The sequence below is a fragment of the Gluconobacter sp. Dm-73 genome, assembly GCF_018256215.1.
Lineage (GTDB): Bacteria > Pseudomonadota > Alphaproteobacteria > Acetobacterales > Acetobacteraceae > Gluconobacter > Gluconobacter cadivus.
The window spans coordinates 89,029-111,406 of the sequence record NZ_JAERLW010000005.1 but is presented as its reverse complement, the minus strand read 5'-3'; the positions used below and the strand labels follow the sequence as shown (position 1 = coordinate 111,406).

The 22,378-nt window shown below is 55.1% G+C and carries 18 protein-coding genes; 9 read left to right on the top strand and 9 right to left on the bottom strand.

Translation table 11 applies throughout. The annotated features are described in order from the left end of the window. Window positions 1–4: 4 nt before the first annotated feature. On the bottom strand, window positions 5–2,182 hold the full coding sequence (locus JK176_RS06885) for a polysaccharide biosynthesis tyrosine autokinase (protein WP_211587188.1): 2,178 nt from the start codon (window positions 2,180–2,182) through the stop codon (window positions 5–7). A gap of 16 nt (window positions 2,183–2,198) precedes the next feature. Then, window positions 2,199–3,686 carry an undecaprenyl-phosphate galactose phosphotransferase WbaP gene (gene wbaP / locus JK176_RS06880; RefSeq protein WP_249194302.1) on the bottom strand — a complete coding sequence of 496 codons (1,488 nt, stop codon included), beginning with the start codon at window positions 3,684–3,686 and terminating at the stop codon, window positions 2,199–2,201. Window positions 3,687–3,958: 272 nt separating this feature from the next. On the opposite strand from wbaP, the gene JK176_RS06875 reads away from it, so the two are divergent. Together JK176_RS06875 and JK176_RS06870 are read left to right on the top strand one after the other, a co-directional pair. After that, window positions 3,959–5,272 (top strand): outer membrane beta-barrel protein, encoded by a 1,314-nt coding sequence (locus JK176_RS06875; protein WP_211587186.1) that lies wholly within the window; start codon window positions 3,959–3,961, stop codon window positions 5,270–5,272. A gap of 13 nt (window positions 5,273–5,285) precedes the next feature. Then, the gene (locus JK176_RS06870; RefSeq protein ID WP_249194301.1) at window positions 5,286–5,876 is read left to right on the top strand and encodes a polysaccharide biosynthesis/export family protein; all 591 of its coding nucleotides are present in this window, start codon (window positions 5,286–5,288) and stop codon (window positions 5,874–5,876) included. Window positions 5,877–5,927: 51 nt separating this feature from the next. On the opposite strand, the gene JK176_RS06865 is transcribed toward JK176_RS06870, so the two are convergent. Then, complete coding sequence (locus tag JK176_RS06865) at window positions 5,928–6,107, bottom strand: hypothetical protein (protein WP_211587185.1); 180 nt, start codon at window positions 6,105–6,107, stop codon at window positions 5,928–5,930. Here JK176_RS06865 and JK176_RS06860 point away from each other — a divergent pair. The 4 genes from JK176_RS06860 to JK176_RS06845 are packed head-to-tail and all read left to right on the top strand — an operon-like array spanning window position 6,106 to window position 10,377. Next, window positions 6,106–7,254 (top strand): glycosyltransferase, encoded by a 1,149-nt coding sequence (locus JK176_RS06860; protein ID WP_211587184.1) that lies wholly within the window; start codon window positions 6,106–6,108, stop codon window positions 7,252–7,254. The two genes, JK176_RS06865 and JK176_RS06860, sit on opposite strands and share 2 nt — an antisense overlap. A 1-nt stretch (window position 7,255) precedes the next feature. Beyond that, a complete protein-coding gene (locus tag JK176_RS06855; protein WP_211587183.1) occupies window positions 7,256–8,659 on the top strand; it encodes an O-antigen ligase family protein in 1,404 nt (467 codons plus the stop codon). Continuing rightward, the gene (locus JK176_RS06850) at window positions 8,652–9,278 is read left to right on the top strand and encodes a phosphatase PAP2 family protein (RefSeq protein WP_211587182.1); all 627 of its coding nucleotides are present in this window, start codon (window positions 8,652–8,654) and stop codon (window positions 9,276–9,278) included. The genes JK176_RS06855 and JK176_RS06850 overlap by 8 nt, the downstream gene beginning before the upstream one ends. Before the next feature lie 31 nt (window positions 9,279–9,309). Further along, on the top strand, window positions 9,310–10,377 hold the full coding sequence (locus tag JK176_RS06845; protein WP_211587181.1) for a tetratricopeptide repeat protein: 1,068 nt from the start codon (window positions 9,310–9,312) through the stop codon (window positions 10,375–10,377). 46 nt (window positions 10,378–10,423) lie between these two features. Here JK176_RS06845 and JK176_RS15160 read toward each other — a convergent pair whose 3' ends face one another. Then, window positions 10,424–11,959, bottom strand: a complete 1,536-nt coding sequence (locus JK176_RS15160) for an oligosaccharide flippase family protein (RefSeq protein WP_349291912.1) — start codon at window positions 11,957–11,959, stop codon at window positions 10,424–10,426. A gap of 847 nt (window positions 11,960–12,806) precedes the next feature. On the opposite strand from JK176_RS15160, the gene JK176_RS06835 reads away from it, so the two are divergent. Continuing rightward, window positions 12,807–14,090 carry a hypothetical protein gene (locus JK176_RS06835; protein ID WP_194262507.1) on the top strand — a complete coding sequence of 428 codons (1,284 nt, stop codon included), beginning with the start codon at window positions 12,807–12,809 and terminating at the stop codon, window positions 14,088–14,090. A 118-nt stretch (window positions 14,091–14,208) separates the two neighbouring features. After that, on the top strand, window positions 14,209–15,354 hold the full coding sequence (locus JK176_RS06830; protein WP_211587179.1) for an acyltransferase: 1,146 nt from the start codon (window positions 14,209–14,211) through the stop codon (window positions 15,352–15,354). A gap of 55 nt (window positions 15,355–15,409) precedes the next feature. Here JK176_RS06830 and ppk2 read toward each other — a convergent pair whose 3' ends face one another. The 4 genes from ppk2 to JK176_RS06810 all read right to left on the bottom strand — a co-directional run bounded on the left by ppk2 (window position 15,410) and on the right by JK176_RS06810 (window position 20,092). Continuing rightward, entirely contained in the window at window positions 15,410–16,327 is a 918-nt protein-coding gene (gene ppk2, locus JK176_RS06825; RefSeq protein WP_211587178.1) for a polyphosphate kinase 2, read from the bottom strand. A 101-nt stretch (window positions 16,328–16,428) separates the two neighbouring features. Then, complete coding sequence (locus JK176_RS06820; protein ID WP_249194300.1) at window positions 16,429–17,886, bottom strand: carbohydrate porin; 1,458 nt, start codon at window positions 17,884–17,886, stop codon at window positions 16,429–16,431. A gap of 210 nt (window positions 17,887–18,096) precedes the next feature. Next, window positions 18,097–19,086 carry a phosphate ABC transporter substrate-binding protein PstS gene (gene pstS / locus JK176_RS06815; protein ID WP_211587281.1) on the bottom strand — a complete coding sequence of 330 codons (990 nt, stop codon included), beginning with the start codon at window positions 19,084–19,086 and terminating at the stop codon, window positions 18,097–18,099. Between the two features lie 76 nt (window positions 19,087–19,162). After that, window positions 19,163–20,092, bottom strand: a complete 930-nt coding sequence (locus JK176_RS06810; RefSeq protein WP_211587177.1) for a Dyp-type peroxidase — start codon at window positions 20,090–20,092, stop codon at window positions 19,163–19,165. A gap of 151 nt (window positions 20,093–20,243) precedes the next feature. On the opposite strand from JK176_RS06810, the gene JK176_RS06805 reads away from it, so the two are divergent. Further along, a complete protein-coding gene (locus tag JK176_RS06805; RefSeq protein ID WP_194268180.1) occupies window positions 20,244–20,594 on the top strand; it encodes a zinc ribbon domain-containing protein YjdM in 351 nt (116 codons plus the stop codon). Here JK176_RS06805 and JK176_RS06800 read toward each other — a convergent pair. Next, a complete protein-coding gene (locus tag JK176_RS06800) occupies window positions 20,581–22,260 on the bottom strand; it encodes a SulP family inorganic anion transporter (RefSeq protein WP_211587176.1) in 1,680 nt (559 codons plus the stop codon). The genes JK176_RS06805 and JK176_RS06800 overlap by 14 nt on opposite strands. Window positions 22,261–22,378: the final 118 nt, after the last annotated feature.

Here is a 22,378-nt window from a genome sequence, read left to right as displayed (position 1 = left end):
GCCATTACGAAGAAGAAACAAGTTTGCGATAGTGTGAATAATCACCCATACGAAGGCTTTCTTCCGGTCGCAGGTTTTCGATATCAACAAAGGTCAGGACCGCGCCCAGACAGTTTGCGTGATGTGTCCGCAAAATTCTCTGCGTTTCGATCACGGCACTTGCGGATGTCTGATGCCATTTGACGGCGATGATGACACCTTCGGCAAAGGACGCCAGAACGCCCGCTTCGGGAAAGCTCAGAATGGGTGGCGTGTCGATAATGATCTGATCATATTCGCCGCGATGCTTCTCCAGAAATTCTCCGAGGGCGCCGAAATTCAGGACGCCGGGTTCGCCTGTCTGGCTGGCGACGAAAATATCCAGCCCCGGGAGGGCATCATGGATGAAACCTTCTTCGTGTGCTCTGAGGTCGAGCGCCCGCAGGACGCTGGGCCGATGGGCATCACAGTCGATCAGAAGAGCGCGTTTGCCGAGTGCCCCGATGCTGGCAGCCAGCGAAATGGCGAGCGTGGTCTTTCCTTCGCCGCTCTCCGCAGAGGTGATGACCGTGATCTTCGTACGGATCGAGGGATTGCCGAAGGTCAGGATAGCCCGCATGGAGTTGAGCATCCGGCCATACAGGGAGTCTCCGGATGTCAGTTGTTCGCGAAGCGAGCCTCTGAAACGCGGGAGTGCGCCGAGCCCGAACAGCCGTGTCTGCTGCTCTAGTTCGGCGAGCGTCCGCAGACTGCTGCGGGAGCGGTCACGTAGAAGGGCCGCACCAGCGCCCAGCCCCAGAGAAACCAGGAACAACAATATGCCATACTGCTTCTTGGGCGGCCCCGCCGGCCCCAGAGGCTGGTTTGCCGGTGTAATCAGGCGCGCCTCTGCCTGCTGAATGGTGGTTTCTGCGGACACCTGACCAAGGCGTGAGAGGTAGTCACGATACAGGGTCTGTGCCGCAGTTGCTTCCCCCACAAGCTGGCGAAGCCGGATGTCTGCGTGTTCTTCCTCCGTGACATTCGCCTGCAGGGCGTTAGTGCGCTCTTTTAAAGCATTGACCCGCTGCTGGGCAGCGTCCGCTTCGTAACGCAAATTCTGAAGAAGTTTCTGGCTCTCTGCCGCAATCTGGGCATCGATGCGTGCGGCCTGGGCGCGGGCTGCGACCAGCTCCGGGTTCTGTTCCAGTGCCGTGGATGCGAGTGTCGAAATACGGGCGTTGATCTGGGTCTGCTGAAGTCTGAGGCCTTGAATCAGGGGGGAGGCGGTGATGGCAGTAATGGTTCCAACGTTACCGCTAGAAGCAGCCTCGTGATAAATAGCCTGCTTGCTCGCCAGATCTGCCTCTGCTTCGCCGAGTTCATGATTCATCTGTGTCAGATGAAGGTCATTGGGTGTGGCAGGCAGTGCAATACGGGCCGTCCGACCCGAATCGCCGCCCGAATCATCGCCCAGCAGGTAGAGATTATGCTCCTGCCTGTACCGCGAGAGCTCCTGTTCGGCTTGGATTGATCTTTGGCGCAAAGGAGCGATCTGTTCCTCCAGAAGGAGGCTCGCGTTCCGTGCGGCCTGAATCTTGGCCTGTTGCTCGAAGTCGAGATAGGCTTTGACGTAGCCATTGGCGATGGCGGGCGCCAGATCAGGACCTGCAGATCGTGCAGTAATTCCTATGATCGCGGAGCGCCCATCATTGCTGATGTGAACTTTCCCCATGAGCAGACCGGAAACCAACTCGTTACGTTGCTGCGGCGTCAGAGGAGGGGAGGCTTTTTGAAGGCCAAGTCTTTTCTTGAGTTGTGACACAAAAGAAGGATTCAAAGCCTTGACGTATTCAGGAGTGTCCGCGAGGTGCAAACGCTGCGTCACCATCAGGGCAATGGTTGGGCTTTTGAGGATATCAATCTGGGTATTAAGGGCGACCAGATCCAGAGCACGGTCTGCATAAGGACTGAGTTCCGATGGGGAAATCATGCCTCGTGCACCGATCGCAATTTCGGCGACAGATTCGTAATAGGGCTTCAGTGTCGCAATAGCGGCCGCTCCCAGAAGGAAAGTGCCGCCCGCAACGGAACACATCAGAAGTTTGTGTTGGCGCAGGATGGAGAAAATTCTACCGAAACCGGCAAATTCCTGCTCGGGGGCAGGACCAATGTCCATCGGGGAATACTGTTGTGGGGGCATTGCACCGGAAATCTGGCTCATGAGTGATGTGTCCTGCTCACCGTGCGCCGCGTCTCAGGAAAACGGCGGGTAGGGTTTTCGCAAGAATTGCGATATCGTGCCACAAAGTCCAGTTACGCACATACCATCGATCCAGCTGGACGCGTTCAGCATAGCCGGTATCGCTTCTGCCACTGACCTGCCACAGCCCGGTAATTCCAGGACGGATGGCTTGGTAATAATCGAAATTCTCGCCGTAATGACGGACTTCTGCCTGAACAATGGGTCGTGGCCCGACCAGGCTCATATCGCCGCGTAATACGTTGAGGAGCTGCGGCAGTTCATCAAGGCTCGTTTTCCGGATGAAGTGACCAACACGGGTGATTCTGGGATCATTGCGAAGTTTCTGGGTTTCCTGCCATTCGGCCGCGGCAAGAGGATCGGTCTCCAGAAGCTGCTTCAGCAGTTCATCGGAATTCTTCGCCATTGAGCGGAATTTCAGACATTTGAACTCACGCCCGTTCTGGCCAATCCGTCGATGACCATAGATTGGCTGACCACCGTCCAGAGCAATCAGGACATAGAGGATCACATAAACGGGCAGGACCAGAATGAAGAGAAGCAGGGCGGCGAGGAAATCAAAGGTGAATTTGAGCCTGCGCTGAAGCGGATTTTCCAGATTGCTCTTGTAGGACAGAATAATGGTGTCGTGGCTGAAATAGGACGATTGTGTCAGGCCATGCGTGGGCATCCCGGAAATCTGCGGGATCAGCGCAAAAGGAACACGCCGACGCGTCAGCCACTCGATGATATCGCGTGAATACGTGTCGGTCGGGTCGAGGCAGAGGAGAAACTGAAACCTCGAAGATGCATTCGCATTTTCAGAAGCCAGCAGAGACCCTATTGCGGCTTCGGGGCTCAGGGATCCGATGATTTCGTAGCTGGAGAGCGTTTCGCTGGCCAGAACATGACGTACCTGAGCAGTTTCGGTCTCGTTTCCGATCAGGACCGTAGGAATTTGCCATAACCGCAGCGCGTGGAGAATGCGCCTGGCGCACTGCCGCATGAATTCGCCAAAGAAGGGAAAGATAATCCAAGGCAGCAGAAGCGCAGAGCGTGGTCCGGAAATCTGAAAGGCGAAGGCCCAGAAACCTGTCGCCAGCAAGGCACAGAAAGCGGCTGTGATCAGGCGCCCGAACTCACTCCAGAACGGAAACCGGATGCGGTATTCTCCACTCGCAAACATATAGAGGAGAACGCCGAGGCAGATGGGCATAAGAGAGCCCATCGTGTGCACCGCGTTGATACGGGCATCCAGAAAAGCTGGGTTTCCAGAGGACATGTTGTGCAGGACTGAGGCGACCCAACTGCCAAACAGTACCGAAAAGCATAAAGCGATCACGTCACTCACAAGAAAGACGAAAAAAATCCTTGATGAGCGATCAGATGTTAATCGGGAGCGCACGCCGTCGGGCGCAGTTAAGGCTTCCCTGTCTGGAAAAATTTCGAGAGCGTCTTGGGGGAAAGAAGAAGGAAATAGGCTCATCGGCTCTCTGCATTTCAAAGATGCTACCGGATGCGATAGCAGCGTTGTTCCCCAATTAGTCTCCGGGCGAACGGGTACAAAAATAACGATCTATCGGTAATTAAGGCTTTTATAGACACAAAAACATATGTACGTCTACAATATTGACAATTAATAAATCGTCATAGCGTATATGTCTCATATCTGTCGCTATTGCTGCAATCGAAGCATTTCTGGGTGGATCTTTTTCTGTTAGAAGAGGTCCTATGTTCGTGTGTCGTGAAAAAACTGGTTTGCGTCTGTTTTTTGCGCTTGAGATCGGGATCGCCTCGCAGCTCTCCCTGTTTCTGAGCGGGGCGGCGCATGCGCAGGTCGTGACACAGAATCTCTCTGCGCTGGGAAGCGCCGAAGACGGCCTTTCTGTCGATGCGTTTCAGTCTGATACGGATCGTCGCTATGGATCACAGGGTCTGCAATATGGGCCTTGGGCGATTAGTGGAGGGGCGTCCGAAGGATGGGGCTATACCAACAATGCCGACCAGATGATGGGCGGGGTTCCAAGTGCAGCCAGTGTAACCAATGCCAATCTTGAAGGGCTGCTGACCCAAAATCGAAGACTGCTTGATATCGGGGCTACCGTTAGCCAGCAGTATTATCCGGAGCGGAAATTACAGAACCAGACGAACTGGACGGCCTTTCTGCGCGGATATGAAAAGATCGGCCGCCATCGCCTCTCTTATCGGTTTGATCATGAGAAGATGACCCAGATGCCATCTGATCTGGGGGCTGCTGAGGTCAATCAGCCCATTCCTTATTTTACGGAAGATCTCAGTCTGGATGATAGGATCGAGACGCGCGGAAGATTGTCGATCATTCCGAACTTCGATCTGAAGCGTTTCCTTTTCACAGACCTTCCAGGCGATAACATCTATCTGCATCAGTCCTATCGTGACCGGCTCCTTTTCTCTGAAGGCGTTGGGGTGCGTTACAGCCTTGCGGAAGGCAGCGATCTGTTGCTGATCGGGCAGGGTGTTGAGATCCGGTACTCCAATAACCGGTTTCATCTTCCTTCACGAGATTCCAACGGTTTTTCAGCTCTGCTCGGCTATGATTATGAAATGCCGGGTCCTTTCAGTATTCGTGTTTTGGGGGGGTATCAGAATCGATTCTATAATGTCTCAGCCTATAAAACCCTCAATACGTTTTATGCAGAGCTGCGTGGGACATGGACCCCTACACGCATGACGCGAGTGTCGCTGACCGTATCACGTGGGATTTCTGATAGTGCTTTTGAAAGCGTGATCGGTTTTGTTTATACGACCGCTGCTCTTGATATCCGTCAGGTCTATTCCCGTAATGTCGTCCTGCACGCCGGCTTCCAGATTCAACAGGGCGGAGCTGGACAGAGCCCGGCTATCTTCAACAATACCCCGTTGTATCAGACGATGACGTCCCAGCTGAATGCCAACTTCAACGTTGGCGTGGACTGGGCATTGGACCAGCATTTTTCTCTTGAGGCTTCTAACGTCTATCGAAATACGAATGCTTCGGGGAGCAGCCGATACAGCATCGATATGGCTATGATAAGTGTGAAATATCAATTATGATAAAGTTCTCATCATGACAGAAATCTCCCGAATGTCGCTGTTACAGAGTGTGCGGAAATATATCCTTTTTCCCATATCGGGCATTGCTCTAGCGGCCTGTAGCCCGGGTGCCGGTCTTTCCCCGGTTCCTGTCTACGATCCAGTGCAGTATCGTCTTGGAACCGATGACGAGGTGCGTCTGATAACCTACGGGCAGGATCAGCTGACCTCTGATTTTCGAATCGACAGTGCAGGCGACATTGATATCCCGTTACTCGGGAACGTTCACGCGTCGGGTCTGACGACGGAACAGCTTGGCCAACAGGTTACAACGGCTCTGCGACAGAAAGCCATTCTTCGGGATGCGAAGATTGCGGTTCAGGTTACGGCCTACCGTTTGATTTCAATAATCGGCGAAGTCGAACATCCGGGGCAATATGCGTATCAGCCGGGCATGACGATGCTGTCAGCTGTCGCTGCGGCTGGTGGGTTCACTTACCGGTCGTGGGAGCGATATGCCTACACAATCCGCCAAGAGGGAAATTATACGGTCGCCGGACTGCTTTATCCCCAGAATTTCGTAAAGCCGGGAGATGTCATCAAGGTATACGAACGGCATTTCTGATGCCGGGCGTCGCAGGCTCTTACTGGGTTGTTACTCTCAAGTGGCAACAGCTCAGGAAAAGAGCCAGTAACCGCCAGCGATCCAGATGAATGTTCCCAGAAACGCCGCAAGTCCAATTCCGCTGCCAGCGATGGGCGATGTATCTTCCACCGACGCGGGTTTCGTTGAATGAGTGCAGGCACCTGCCATTGACTGGCGTTCGATGGCAGCAGAATGAGAAAAAAGAGACATGGAATCCATCCGAGTTGCGATCGTACATGAATGGCTTGAAAATTGGGCCGGCTCCGAGCTTGTCATCGAGCAATTAATTAAGTGTTACCCGGATGCAAAAATCTTTGCCGTGGTGGATTTTTTGTCTCCAAAAGACCGGGCGCGGCTCGGTGGCCGTAAAATCCAGACGTCATTCATTCAGAAACTGCCCTTCGCACGTCGCCTTTTCAGGCATTATCTTGGTCTGATGCCGCTTGCTGTGGAGCAGTGGGATCTCAGTGGATTCGATATCGTCATCTCCAGTCATCACGCAGTGGCAAAGGGCGTCATTACAGGCCCTGATCAGTTGCATGTGTCTTATGTGCATTCGCCGATGCGGTATGCGTGGGATTTCCAGAACACCTATCTTCGCCAGAGCGGGTTGAATCGTGGCTTGCGGGGCTTCTATATCCGCTGGCTTTTCCATCGCCTGAGGAACTGGGACGTTCGTGCCGCGGCCGGAGTGGATGCTTTTATCGCCAATTCCAATTATATCGCCCGGCGGATACGAAAGACATGGCGGCGTGAGGCTGCGGTTATTCCGCCTCCCGTTAATCTGGAGCGTTTTTCGGTCGCACAGGTGAAAAAGGACTACTACGTCGTGGTGTCGCGGCTGGTGCCTTACAAGCGGATTGATCTGGTGGTCGAAGCCTTCAGGAACATGCCTGATAAGACACTGATCGTTATTGGCGGTGGTACAGATCTGGAACTTGTTCGGGAAAAGGCCGGAGACGCTCCGAATATCTCGATCAAGGGACATGTGTCCGATGCTGAACTCCAGTCGACGCTGGGTGGCGCCAAGGCTTTCGTCTATGCGGGCGAAGAAGATTTCGGTATTTCGTTGGTTGAGGCGCAGGCAGCAGGAACGCCGGTGATTGCTTATGGTCGCGGGGGGGCGTGCGATATCGTCCAGTCAGGCGTGACAGGTCTTCTTTTTGATACCCAAAGCGCGGAAAGCATCGTCGCAGCTGTTCAGGAGTTCGAAGAGCATGAACAGGATATGACCCCGGAACTATGTCATCAGAACGCTCTCCGTTTTTCGGAAGAGCTGTTCCGCTCACGCTTCACATCCTTTGTCGAACAGCAATGGCAAGACTTCATGCCATCCCGGCCGAACGACAGGGTCTGATATGCCTCTGACCGCGATGGGGCTGATTTTCTGGCCCCTCAGCTTCATTTTCTTCTTTAGGAAAGATCCGCAGCGTCTGTTGGAATTGACTCTCATAGGAGGCATTTTTCAGGCGGCAGCGGTTCTGGTCATGGGAGGGCTTGGCCTGCAGCCGACAATGGCTCCGGGCATGCTCTTCATTGCGTTCATGGGTCTTCAGTTCATGCTGGGGGTCAAGTTCCCCGCGGTTGGACCGACCCTCAAATTTTGCGTGCCGCTTTTTATCTCGTTTTTCTGGGCGCTCCTTGGTTCCATTCTGCTGCCCCGTTTGTTTGAAGGGGTTGTGCTGGTTTGGCCCCAGAAAATGGACGACGTAGCCGCCCGTGTTCCGCTTGCGCCCACGCGCGGGAACATGACCCAGGATTGTTATCTGGTTTTAGATCTTGTCATGTTTGTCATGACTGTTTTTTTTCTGACCCGGCGTGAGGCTGATCCACGTCGGCTTTACAATGCCTATCTTCTGGGAGCCGCTCTGGCGTGTGGGATCGGTTTCTGGGAGATGGCGCACCGTCTGGTCGGAAGTATTCCGTTTCCGAAAGAACTTTTCTACTCCAATCCAGGCTGGGCCGTGCTTGATGGGCAGATGAGCGGCCCGGTGCCGCGCATCAATGCAACCTTCACCGAACCTTCATCCTGTGCGACATTTCTCACAGGGACGCTTTATTCAACCGTATGGTCCACTCTGAGAGGGTATGGAAACTGGGCGACACGGTTAATGATTTTCATGAGTACCCTGTGTCTGCTGATGACGACGTCGACGACGGGATATGTCGCCATGCTGGCTGGATTGGTCCTGTTGATCGTTTACGCCGTATTAAGTCGTGAGAGGCGATTGTTCCGACGTCTGATGATGTTCATTGCAGGCGGAATAGTGTGTATGGGGGTGACGACATTGGCTCTGACGGCTTTTGCGCCTGATGTTGTAAAAGCGGCGGCGGTAGTCATGCTGGAAACTCAGGACAAGAAACAGTCGGCTTCTTATGAGGAGCGGACCCAGAAGGACGCTGATTCGTACCAACTTGCATTTGACACCTATGGCCTTGGGACCGGTTGGGGAAGTGACCGTTCCTCCAGTCTTCTTCCAGGCTTTCTGGCTACGATAGGCGTTGTAGGTGTTCTGATTTTGGTGATCTGGAATGGAAGCCTGTTTCTGAAAATCTATCGCACGATCAAGGCGGCAGCGGGTGAACGATCGCTTGATGCATGGATGATCGAGGCAACATTTACTGCCCTGCTCGGGCGAACGGTGGCGACCCTGATTTCAGGGCCCGTTCTGGGAACGATGGATTTTTATGTGATGCTGGCCATGTTGGTGTCATCGTTGATTCGCCTTCAGACCAAAGCGGGAAAGCGGGTGCGTGCCTGACGGTCTCATAAGTCTTATCGGGTTTTTTAGCGACTTCGGAGACGAAAATATCCTGTGGCCGGTGATGGCCCTGACTGGTCTTCTGTTGATCGTGCAGGCGCGGCGGAAAATATTTTTCCAATGGCTGGCTCTGGTGATCGTGGTGTTTGGCGGAATGCTGGTGCTCAAACTGGAGTTTGAAGCATGCGGCCGGCTTCCGGGCCAGAATCTTTACAGCCCGAGCGGGCATACAGCAGGTACGACGTTTGTCTATGGCAGCATGATTGTGCTGTTTGGCAGGCTGTCGATCGCGGGTTTTATGGGGGCTCTGGCGATTGCACTGCTCGCTGGCGCTGCACGTGTCTGGTTGCATGTCCATTCCGTTGCCGAGGTGTGTGTGGGGGGCGCTTTGGGAATGCTGGGCGTTCTGTTGCTGACGTTTGCACGCTATCGGGAAATACAGACATCCTCGAAACAAAAGAAGCCTGATTGGTCTGTTGTAGTGCTTCTTGTGGGCGTTCTGATTGTGGCTTTGTCACTGCATGGTCTGCGGTCTCCAGCGGAAGTATGGCTTGAATATTTTTCTCACCGGTTTGTTGCGCCATTCAGGCACTGTCCTGTAACACTCTCCACAACCTGACCTTATATTTCTTCAAGTCTGGAAAAGTCCCATGAGTAAACTCGGATTCCCGTTATTTCTCCGGCCCGAGGCAAAGCTGCAAAATGCGAAGAGACTGCTGGAGCATGGAAAGGCCAGGCAGGGACTCAGACAGCTTCATACTTTGGCGACGTCAGGCAATGAGGAGGCTCAGTTTGTTCTGGGAGAGCTTTATCTGGCGGATAAAGACGTCCCTATAAACCCCGGAGAAGCCCTGCGCTGGTTTCAGAAAGCCGCAGAACATGGTCACGCCCAAGCGTGCCATAAACTGGCACAGTTGTGTTACATGGGACTGGGCCCAGCATCCGTAGATCGCGCGACAGTTTTTGAAAGAATTCCCGAACAGGGAGCGCCTGACTATGAAGGCGCCTTGCACTGGGCGGAGAAAGCCGTTGACGGCGGAGATCCCGACGGTATGGCGATGATGGCTCATCTCCTGATGCAGGGGCCTGACACTCTGCGCGATCCTGAAAGAGGGCGGGAGCTTTATCGCAGGTCTGCTGAGGCTGGCAATGTGCAGGGTCTTTATGGCTATGGTCTTGATCTGCTTGGAGCTGCGCAAAATGCCGCGGAGCGCGAGCAGGGTCTATCCTGTATCCGCAAGGCAGCGCAGGCTGGTCTTGCGGATGCTGAACTGACTCTCGGAACCGTTTTGGAATATGAGGGCGGAAAAGACGCGCAGGCCTTCGAGCATTTCATGAAAGCTGCTGAAGATGATCGGCCTGCGGCACAGATGAAGGTTGGAATCGCCTATTATCAGGGGCGTGGCGTGGAGCGAGATGTTTCCAAAGCCGAGACGTGGTTGCGCAAAGCCGCACAGGGTGGAGAAGTTGAAGCGATTGCGTTGGTCGGAGATATCAATCTTCAGGGCGATGGTGTGAGTCCCAATTTTCCTGAGGCCCATTCCTGGTATCGCAGGGCCGCAGAATCCGGACACGCGGGCGCTGCGGTAACACTGGCCCAGCTGGTCTATAATGGAATGGGATGTGCTGCTGATCCCGCAGAGGCGAAAAGGCTTCTGCATTTCGCAGCATCGCGAGGAAACGCTGCTGCGAAAGAATTGCTGCAACGTTTCGGGTAGGAAAAACTGACAGGGATGAATGCCTGTCTGGCAGACAGTGTGCCTGTCAAAGCGCGACGCGGTTTTTCCTGAGCTTTGACATGCATAGTCCAACGACCCTGGCTTCTACCGATCCAGGTTTTTTTCCGGTCATAGACCAGAGTGCGAGCAGCGCAAGAACATAAGCCATGAGTCCAGCGCTGCCGAGAATGAAGAGTTTTATAATGCCGGGCCATGCAGCCGGCAGAAGATACCATTTGATGCTTTCTATACTGAGCCACGACACGATGCCGGCCAGGCAGGTCCGCCAGTTCTGAAAGAAGACTTCGCCATAAGAGACTTTGATCAGGGTTTTTGTGGTCGAGAGATAGATAAGCATCATGATGAATGCGACGCAGATGCGTCCCCAGCATGCTCCCAGCGCTCCGAAGAAATAGGACGCTCCTGTGACGATAGGGATCTTGAAGGCAAATTCCAGAGAATTAAGGCGCATGTAAAGGTGGTTTTTCTTGAAAGCCATGACCAGTGCTGAAATGCCTTCTGCCAATCCTGCAAGGATCGGTGGAATGGCGAGCAGGGAAATATAGGTGATGGATTTTTCCCACTTTGCCCCCAGAATCGTGTGGACGATCTCCCCTGAAAGCGCAGACATTTCAATAAAAATAGGAAGAATGATCATGAACACACTGGCGTTCGACAACTGGTAGAGGTTTCTGAAGTGATCCATGTTGTCCCGCCGCGCCACAAGGGCAGAAAGCAGGGGGCGACTGAGAGGCGCGATAATGGCCTGTGACGGAATCCCCACCAGATCGCTCGCGATCGAAAAGGCTCCCAAGGTTTGCGGAGGAACCATACGTCCCAGAATAAGGCGGTCATATTGCCAATTGATGGCGCTGATGATCTGGCCTCCGCTGCTCCAGCCAAGAAAATTTCTGAAATCGCTCCATCGCGATAGCGTAAAGCGTGGTCTGTATGGAGAGATCACATAAGAAACGATCATCCCAAAAGCAGTATTTGTAATCGTTGCGGCTGCAACAGCCCAGTAGGAGCGCGTTGTCACGGCCACAATAACCGCAATGGTCATAGAGCCAAATTTTCCAAGAAAATCGATGATACATTCGCGCGTAAAATCGAGACGCTTTGTGTAGAGCGTCAGGGTCGGACTCCACATTCCGCGCAGGGCAGGAGCCAGACTAAGCGCCATGAGCAGCGGAAACAGCCGGGAGTCGTGGTATATAATGGAAAATGGGAGGGAAATGACGAAGATAATAATACAAATAATGGTGCCGCGCAGGAAGCTGAGCGTGAATGATGTGTCGAGATGATCTTTGTCTATGGTCTCCAGAACAACGAGCGCCTGAGATAAGGGAAGTTCGAAAATGGCTTCCGTAAGATAAATGACGGACATGGCCAGAGACACGACGCCAAAATCTGCCGGCAGCAGAAGGTGGGTCAGAACAACAAGCGACACAAAATCCAGGAGACGACCTGACAGCTTGGCCCCGAGCAGAAGTGCCGCACCGCGTGCGGCTTTTGCGCCGACGTTCGTAAATTTTTCCTGCTCCGGGATCGGGGCATTTTCCGGTTCGAGGCTATTAGTCACGAGAGTGCGTCAACCCTTCAGCGCTATCATTCTGGTTATGGATGCCTCCAGTCCAGGAGATGTTCAAGTTCTAAGATTATTTCTTTTGAGACGTTTGTTCCATGCCGTGAAAATAAAATTATCATCATTCGTCTTTGCGTTTTGCCGAATTATTTTGGTTTGTCACCCGCCTTTCATGCTGTTGCCTACAAAAACCCTCTCCTAAAATGTTTTGATGTTATTTCGGGAGGGCAGCGCCATGACCTCAAAATTGCTGACGAGGGTGGAAAGACCTGCGCGCGGATGCAGGTTACCCAATGCAGTCAGATTGGATTGTGGAAGATCAAGGTTCCGATCTGCTCATTCTTTCCAGTGCAGGGCATAGCGCTAGCATATTTGCCTACCAACCCGATTCCCGGTCCATATTAATGGTTTGTTCGGAGCCAAGGCCATCGGCGGCATGGGCGTCTCGTTGAGAGAATGACAATGCTCCGTTGATTTTCCGTATATTTTTCATCGATGCTCAAAAATTAAGCATTTGTTCTAATAGGGCAAAATTAATCACATTTTAACTATTGGGAATATCTGCCGAAGATATTTGGCTTTTTTGACGAAAAGTCTGGATTGGATTTTTTTTGTTGGGCCCTTTCCGCTGGAAAGGCCCTCTTAGTTGCGCATATTTCGGCCTTGAGAGCGATGTTGATAACAAAAAAACTCATTAACGTCTTATTAATGAGAAAAGATTTTTCGGATGTGCGAGTAAGTGCACATTATTCGATCCAAAAGTGCGCTAACTCAATAATTGAGCGCCTTGGGATTGATTGTAATATTTTCGGGACTGCTCCCGATAGTACAGGATAACTGCGACATGGCTTCGACTTATTGGACCGGCGGCACTAGCGGCGATTTTTATAATGTCACGAACTGGTCGACGGGTGAGTCTCCGACCACGTATCATGACGTTTCCATTTTCGGTACGAGCGCTACTGTCACGGCAGAAGCTGTCGCGAGCACGGTCAGTGCAACGCCGGTTCCCAGCCTGACAATCGGTGGATACGGCACACTCGACATCACGGCAACGTCCTGCCAGTCCAGCGAAAGCTCTCCTGTCTTCTCGACCAGTGCTTTCCAGGTGTTCCAGTACGGCACGATCGTGATCGATACGCCGTCTGCAGTTCAGCTTGGCGACATCAACGTCATGAACGGCACTCTCACCATCGAAAACAACCGTAGCAACGTTTTCATGGGCGCGGGTTCTCGTCTGAATGGCGGCGGTACGCTGAATCTGGTTGATTCCACGTTTGGTAGCCAGACAGCCAGCATCAACGTCGAAAATTCGATGCACATCACGCTCTCTGGCAACAGCACGATGTACACGGGTTTTCTGACGACGGGTGTCTCTGTTGCATTCGACTCAAAGTCGAGCGAGCAGTTTTTCCTCAATGGTTCGGACGGAACGGTCGACACCAAGTTCTCGGGTGTTTCTTCCAAAACCCAGTTCGGCATCACAGCCAATACGGGCGAGACCCCGCTCTCAGCATCGTACGTCAAGAACACGGACGGTAGCTACAGCCTCGTTGTGCAGGAAAGCGATAACCACACGCTGACCCTGAACAGTGTCACGATGGCTTCCGGATATACTCCGGGCACCCTCGCGATTACTCAGGATAAGAGCGGTAATTATCTTATTTCTGATACGTCCGCGAACAGTGGCAACTCGGGCAACCATTGTGGTGGGCACGGTGGCCACTGGGGTCATCATGATGGAAACTCGAGCGGTCATTCCGGTTGGAACGGCCACGACGGTCACTCGGGATCGAACGGTCATAATGGCTCCAGCACGGGTTGTGGCGGCCATGGCGCGAGCTGGGGCTGGGGTTGGGGATCGGGTGGCTGTGACTACTCCTCTTCCATCAAGCAGATCATTGCGTCCTGGAGCAATGCTTTCTCGTCCTGCAAGGGTTGGCAGTCGAGCAGCTGTGGCAGCAGCAACTGGTTTGGTGGCAATTCCGCCCAGTCCGGTAGCGGCTGGAGCTCTTCTTTCAACTGGGGCCAGCAGAGCGGTTCACACGGCTGCTTCTCGTCATCGGGACAGTCTTCGTCGCATTCCCAGGCATCTGTGATCCACAACACGTCTCACTGGGGCTGCTAATCGCTCTGGCGATTAGTCTGTTCCGGGATTGAAGAAGAAGCACCTGGAAACGGGTGCTTCTTTTTTTGTTTCCAGTATGAATGTTGGATAATAAACCGTTTCAGGAACAACAAACAAAATGTCTGACAGGACGCACGAGCCCACCGGTTTGAGTAGCTCTTCAGGGGATCATATCCCGTCTCTGCAATCACTGCGGGGAATTGCGTCCATAACCGTATTGTTGCGTCATTATGTGCGTTGCTTTCCTGGAGGCGAAACTTTCTGGCTGGCATACCAGAATATCTTTCTGAATTCGCAGGCGGCCGTTGTCGTATTTTTTGTTCTAAGCGGCTTCGTCCTGTCTCCGTCTCTTTTCAGAAAGTCCATAAGCGTGAGTGGGCTTGCCGGATTTTACGTCCGGCGCTTTTTCCGCATTGTTCCGTTGCTTGCAGTCGTAACGGCTTTATCGCTTATTTATGTAAAATCGTCTTTTTCGACCTGGGACGTGCCATTTACCAATTCCTGGTTTGCCGGGTTGCTTCCGCATGGCGTGCCGTTGTCGGCCTCGATCCTGGCCAGATGTTTTGTTGGCATGAACAGTGCTCTCGTTCCCCAGAACTGGACGATCGCCTGCGAATTACTGGTGGCATTGATATTGCCATTCTTGGTCAAAGCCTGCACAGGACGTCTCTGGCTTGCCGTACTGACGTTTGTCATTGCGGCGGTATTATCGTTTATTGCTGCCGATGGTGGCGGGAAAAGTCTTCCTGTAGTTTACGCGGTCGATTTTGTTGTCGGAATTCTGACCTTCAGGATTTTACAGGCTCATGACAAACGATATTCCGACCTGTTTTTCTATGCGGCGGTGATCGGACTTGTTGGGGCCTGGAAGATAGTGGAGGTGGTGACAGGCCAGGTTGATCCGGCATTCAACGATCCGTTCCGCAGTCTTGTCGAAGCCATTTTTGCGGCTGTCATCATTTATGGCCTTGCGACAAAGAGCCATATGTCCCGGCTTCTTTCGGTGCGCTGGCTGGTTTGGCTTGGAGATATTTCCTTTGGAATATATCTCGTCCATTTTCTGGTTATCGTCATTGTTGCGCGGTTGATGACGTCTTTCCTGCTTCCGTACTCGCTTCCTGTACAGGCCTCCCTGATGCTTGTTCCGGTTCTCGCAATATCCTTGGCAGCGTCCTATTTTGCCTTTCGTTTCATTGAAATTCCATTCAATGACTTTGGAAAAAGCCTTCAACGTCGCGTCAGGACCGCTCTTTCCCGGGGATGACTGATTAAAATCAGGCATCTTCTCCTCCCGTCAGAGGGAGGAGAAGACGTGGCTTTCAGTAGCGTTCGGGAACGAGCATGGTCTCGGGCGTGGGTTCGCGCTCATAATCCGGATGAAAGACCCGCTCCGGCAGCACAACTTCTGTGCGGTTGACGGGTTCGTAGGGCACGAGTGACAGGAAATGGGCGATGCAGTTCAGGCGCGCGCGTTTCTTGTCAACGGCGGGAACGACCCACCATGGGGCTTCGGGGATGCTGGAGCGTTCCAGCATGACTTCCTTGGCTAGAGTGTAATTTTCCCAACGACGACGGCTTTCAAGATCCATCGGGCTGAGCTTCCACTGCTTCAGCGGGTCTTCGATTCGGGCGCGGAAGCGGGATTCCTGCTCTTCATCCGTGATCGAAAACCAGAATTTGATGACCCGGATTCCGCTGCGGACCAGCATGCGCTCGAATTCGGGAACGGAGCGGAAGAATTCTTCATAGTCTTCGTCCGTGCAGAACCCCATGACACGCTCAACGCCGGCACGGTTGTACCAACTGCGATCAAAGAGAACGATTTCACCTGCGGCCGGGAGATGGGCCACATAGCGCTGGAAATACCACTGCGTGCGTTCGCGGTCATTTGGGGCTGGCAGGGCGGCAACGCGGCAGATCCGGGGGTTCAGACGCTGGGTGATGCGTTTGATCGCGCCACCTTTGCCCGCAGCGTCCCGGCCTTCAAAGAGGACGACAATCCGCTCGCCACTGGCTTTGACCCAGTCCTGCAGCTTGATGAGTTCGCCCTGAAGGCGGATCAGTTCGCGGAAATAGGTGCGGCGGAACTCACGGTCCGCAGGATCGAGACCTTCGCCTTCATTTTCTTCCAGAGAAAGCTCGAATTCTTCATCCAGGTCATCGATGATTTCGTAGCGCATGCGCGCCCGAGCCTGTTCGTCTGGCGAGAGACCGCCGAAATCGTTGTCCTGCGTCATGAATAGTTTCCTTTGTCACCGGCTTTACAGGCCGTGAACAGAACCTTACCGGGCAAAGCGGAACCGAAGTTTGAAACTTAATTGAAATCATAAAACCGGTTTTAGAAGGACGTGGTCATGTTCAGACCTAAGACAGCTCCCCGCGATGCGGATGCGGCGCCTTTTACCGGTTCCTGACCGCCCAGATTCCAGAAATACTGAAAATCCGGTTGGAGGGTGACGTAATCGCGGATCGGAACCTGCCATGTCAGCTCGATATGGTTTTCCGGCACCAGAAGTCTGGCCGTGCTATCTGAAAGACGGATGACATCGCGTGCGTTTTCCTTGGCGCGGTGGCTGAAAAATCCTGTTCCCCAGCCGATTCCGATCACGTCATTGGGGCGGGAAGGGACAAAGCCCTGAAAGGTCAGTCCGGCCTCCACCTCGGCGGTAAGACGGTTTCGGGTGCCACTGGCCATGGTGGCGCGTACGAAAGTGTTGATGGCCTTGACCGGATCGCCGACTGTGCGCCAGAGCGCCTGATCAAGCACGACATAACCCAGCCAGGTTCCGGAATGGTAAAAGGGTGTGCCATTGCTCTCCGGACTCCCCAGAAGGCCACCCTGATTGTCGAAACGCGGGTCCGGAAAGCGGCCTGTATCGTACAGTCCGCCAATTTTCCATGTTCCCGGAAGGGCAGGGGCGTCCTTTCCTGAAAGGCTTTGCGCTGCATCGACCCAGAGCTGGGCCTCTCCCATGAAAAGAGTGCCGCCCTTGGTGGAAAAGGTCGTCCCCGACGGGTCGATCCGTGTGGGGCTGAGGGTGCTGTAGAAGGGACCTCGGGTTGGATTGTCGTCCGTGATGGCGAGCATGAGGACGAGCGGGTAGGCGGGGGACCATTTGATTCGTGTTCCGACGGCGGAAAACGGCCATGAGGGGCCGCCAGAGTAGAGATTACTGGACGTGGAGAGTGGCCAGCCGAAACTGGCATTCAGGAACAGGGATGCGTTCTGGCTGACCAGAAACTCGGTATCCAGATCAATCGTCCCGACGCGGATATCCAGCCGGTTTCCGAAAAACCCCTGCCCGTACCAGAGTTCGAACAGGCGGGTCGTCCGGCCGGCATCATAACCACTAACCGGATTGAGGGAGCCAAGGCGTTCTCCGGCCAGAGACCGTCCCCGGACCTGAATGGCGCTGATATTGAACAGCCCGTCATGCCATCCGAAGGCCCGGCGTGTTTCCAGAAGAAGCGTTGCGGCCGTCATGCCGTCATAGGTCGGACCGGGGTGCAGGCCGCCGGAAGCGAGGCCCCAGACTTCCTCGACATCCTGAAGATTGAAGCGGATCCCTTTCCGGCCCAGCCAGGATCGTGCGCCGCCGACATCCCCAAGAAGTTCGGTTCCCGTATCTTCAGGGGGTAAAACGAAACCCGGTGCCGGGGAGGGCAGGGGAACGCCTGATGGCAGCACATCGGTGACGAGCGGCGCTGTTGCCGCCCGTGCGGTTCCGATCAGGAAAACCAGAGCAAAATATCGGCCTGTCAGCCGCAGAAACGAAGGAGAATGTCCTTCGGACATGCCAGTATCCCGTCAGATAGAGGCGGACAGGAACAGCGGTGGGAAAACCGGATCTAGTGCTCCTGCAGGGCTGGAGACGTGTGGAGATCGGCAATGACCCGGAACACGGTCTGGCAAGACGGTTCCCCTTCCCTGAGGGCATGGACTGTTCGGACCATTCACAGGACGGGGAGGGGGAAGTGAAGTGAAGTTATTATGACGTGGCAGGGTTCAGGGCCAGCCGGACAGGACCCTGTCTTTCACGTTCGTGGGCAACGGTACGTAATCCAGATCCCGCGTTACGTCATCGCCCTGTTTCAGGCCATACCTGAAAAATGCTTTTGTGGCGGCGGCTGCCGTTTTGTCTGTCGGATGGGCAGGCACGAGAACGAAGGTTGCGCTCATGATCGGCCAGGCCTGCGGCGCCGGGGCCTGAAGAAGATTCACGGCGTAATGCTCAGCGTGCGACCAGTCCGCGCTGGTGGCGGCACTGGTGAACGACGCTTTTTCCGGCGTGACGAACTGCCCTGCATGGTTTTTCAGCCGGACGGTATTGAGCCTGTTCTGGCGCGCAAACGCATATTCCACAAAGCCGATGCCCCCGATGGACTGGCGTACGCTGGCTGCGACCCCGTCATTGCCCCGCGCTTCCGGTCCATCACCCCACATCCCGGTTTTCCAGTCGGGCGCGACGTCATGCAGATAATCCGCGAAAACATGGCTGGTGCCCGAGGCTTCCTCGCGGTGGATGGGGAGAACATCCAGATCCGGCAGGCGCAGGCCGGGGTTCAGGGCCCGGAGACGTGGATCGGCCCATGTTGTGATCGTGCCGTCAAACAGCGCAGCGAGCGTTGGGCCGTCCAGTTTCATCTGGTTCGAAGCAATGCCGGGGACATTGATAATCACCACGATCGCGCCCAGTGCGGTCGGGAACTGATAGAGGCTGTTTGAGTCCAGCAAAGCGGCCGAGAGTGGGAGATCCGAGGCTCCGAAATCCACGCCCGCAGCCATAACGAGCTTTTGTCCCGCACCGGAGCCAACGCTTTGATAGGTGAAGGACAGGCCGGTCTGGCGATGAAAACCTTTGCCCCATTCCCGGTAAAGCGGGGCGGCAAAGCTGGAGCCGCCGCCGGTGAGGTCAGCGGAATAGGCCGTCGCGCAGAAAAGGACCCCAAGAACGCCCATCACGCAGCGCGCGATCCGCTTGCCCCAGTGATACATGCTCAACCACGCTCCGCTTTATGGCCCGGTTTGTCTATCATTACGGGCGAGCGTGTGACCACGCTTCTTTGCACGATCAGGCGTCGATATCGTCAAGATAATCGGCAGACGGAACAAAGAACAGCGAGCCTGTGACAGGACGGCTGTAATCCAGCAGACGGTCGTAATTTCCTGCCGGTTTGCCGACGAACATGTTGTGCAGCATTTCCTCCGTGACGGACGGGGAGCGGGCATAGCCGATGAAATAGGTGCCGAACTCACCCTTGCCCGCCTCGCCGAACGGCATGTTGTCGCGCAGGATATCGACCTGTTTTCCATTGCGCGTCACAACGTTCAGGGCGTTATGGGCGTAGGCGGGCTTTGTTTTGTCATCGAGTTCGACATTGGACAGCTTTTTGCGGCCGATGATTTTTTCCTGCATCTCGACGGGCAGGGTGTTCCAGGCGTCGAGATCGTGGAAATATTTCTGCGTGATGACGTAGCTTCCGCCTTTGAAAGCCGCGTCTTCGTCGCCGATGATGGCGGCCTCGCAGGCTGCGGCATTTTCAGGGTTTTCCGTGCCGTCCACGAAACCGATCAGGTCCCGGTCGTCGAAATATTTGAAACCGTGGACTTCATCCACAACCGTGCAGACGGCGCGCAGGCGCTCCATGACCAGCTTGGCCATTTCGAAGCACATGTCCATGCGGGTGGCGCGGATATGGAACAGCATGTCGCCGGGTGTTGAGACGGCGTGATGGACGCCTTTGATTTCCTGAAACGGGTGCAGTTCCTGTGGACGCGGGCCCGGAAAGAGCCGGTCCCACGCCGTTGATCCGAACCCGAGAACGCAGGAAAGCTGCCCGTTCAGATCCCGGAAGCCGACCGTGCGGCGCAGGCCGGAAAGATCCGCACAAAGGCTGCGGATGGTCTTTTCCGCATCCGTGCCGGGATTGATGTTCAGGACAAGGAAAATGGCGGCGCGCGTCAGGGGGGCGGCAACGGGTTGGGGCGTGGCGTCGGACATCGGAACAGTCTTTCCATCAGCGTGGCAATCTATGTCTGGCTGTTGATAGCGCGCGTCCTGTCAAACGAACAGGTTATGAAAACGGCCGATCCCCGTTTTGAAATACGGACTGCGTGCAGTAGTGTCCGGCCACAAACGAAAAAAGGTCATCATGGACAGCAATCTGAAATGCCCGGTCTGCGGGTGCGAACATGTTTATCCGGACGGTGCGCTGTGGATGTGCCCGGAATGTGCGCATGAGTGGAACCCGGCCGAGACGGGAGCGGAAAATGACGCGGCGTCCGGCGAGATCCGGGACGCCAACGGCAATGTTCTGGCGGATGGCGATACGGTTACGGTCATCAAGGATCTGAAGATCAAGGGCTCGTCCATGGTCGTCAAAGGCGGGACCAAGGTGAAGAACATCCGCCTGTCGGACGGCGGAGACGGGCATGATATCGCGTGCAAGATTGCCGGGATCGGGGCGATGAACCTGAAATCCGAGTTCGTCAGGAAGGCCTGACGGACAACGCCGGGCCGTCCAGAATATCGTGGGCGGCTTTCAGCGCCGTATGTAGTTCCGGGTAGATATTCCCTGCCCCGAGGGCGGGTGTGATGTGATGGCGGTCCATGTCTGAACGCAGATAGACGCTCACCCGTCCGAAAATTAGTGTAATCCCGCGCTGCTGGAGTTGTGCGATCAGGTCGCGCAGGTCGGCGGCGGCAGAATAGTCGATGTCCGTGACGGGGCTGGCATCGAGGACGACACAGCGGACCGGGTGCGGCGCGTGGTCCACCAGAGCCAGAAGGTCCTGGCGAAAGCGCGTCGAATTGGCGTAGAACAGATCCGCGCAGAACCGGAAGACGATAAGGCCCGGAACCGTTTCCAGCCCGTCCTTCGCGGGCAGGGCTTCCAGAATTCCTGTGCCTGCGGCCTGTTGCAGGACCACCGTATGCGGCTCGTAGCTGTGCCGGACATGGCGAAACAGCGAGAGCGCGATGGCGAGGAAAATGCCTTCCTCAACACCAACTCCCACGACAACGGCGGCGGTCGTCATGGCCAGCCAGAACTCGCCCGGGCTTTCCTGCCGGATTGCGCACAGGCTTTTCAGGTCGATCATCCCGATGGCGACGGTAAAAACGATCCCGGCCAGAACGCAGCGGGGCAGGGCCTCCAGCGGGCGTGTCAGAAACAGCAGGACCATGAGCGTCACGCAGGCAAACGTCACCTGTGCGACCTGACTGCGCGCACCGGAATGCACCGCCATCGCGGTCTGGGTGGGGCTGCCATTGACGGTGAAGGTGCCGCTCAGACCTGCGGCGATATTGGCGGCGGACAGCCCCAGAAGATCGCGGTTCTCATCAACGGTTTCATGAAACCGCTCGCAGAAGACCCGGGACGTGGCGGCACTCTGTGCGATGATGACGAACACGCAGGACGCCGCCACGGGCAGGAGGGCCAAAAGTTCGTTCCATGCGACATCCGGCAGACCGAAATGCGGCAACCCGCCTGCGACACGGCCAAGGATGGGAACGCCATGATGCGGAAGGTTCAGCCCCATGCTCAGGGCGATGCTGCCGATAACGACACAAAGCCCGGCTGGCAGATGCGGGGCGAGGCGCTGTCCGGTCATGAGAACCCCGACCGTAAAAGCGGAAAGTCCGGCGACAACAAGGCTGGCCTGCGGGATCTGCCGAAGCGTGCCATACGCCTGAAGCAGCGGGTTATGCGCGCTGACGGACACGCCGAGCATGTCGTGTAGCATCGCGATGCAGACCTGTACGCCCACACCGGCCAGAAACCCGGTGAGAACGGTACGGGACAGGAAATCCGCCAGAAATCCCAGACGGAAGACCCGCGCCACAAGCAGGAGGGCTGCACAGAGCAGCGCTGTCATGCTGACGAGCGCCATGTAATGCGGGCTGCCCTGCGGCGCCATCTTGCCAATCGCGCTTGAGAAAATAGCCGCCGTTGCGGAATCGGCTGCGACAACCAGATGTCGGGAGGACCCAAAGGCTGCGAACGCCACAAGCGGCAGCAGGACCGTATAAAGCCCTGTAACCGCGGGCATGGCCGCGATGCGCGTATAGCCCAGCACCTGCGGAATATTCACCGACGCCAGCGAGAGCCCCGCGATAATATCGGTCCATTTCCGGCGAGGCGCTGTGGGTTGGGGCTGTGCTGACATGAGCTGTGTTTTAGGCCTGTGGTCGGGATCTGTCTTCACAATGTTCCGGAGGAGGTTGGGTCCGGCTCGAAAATGGCTCATGATCTGCCAGATCAAGGACGGATCTTTCGTCCATGCA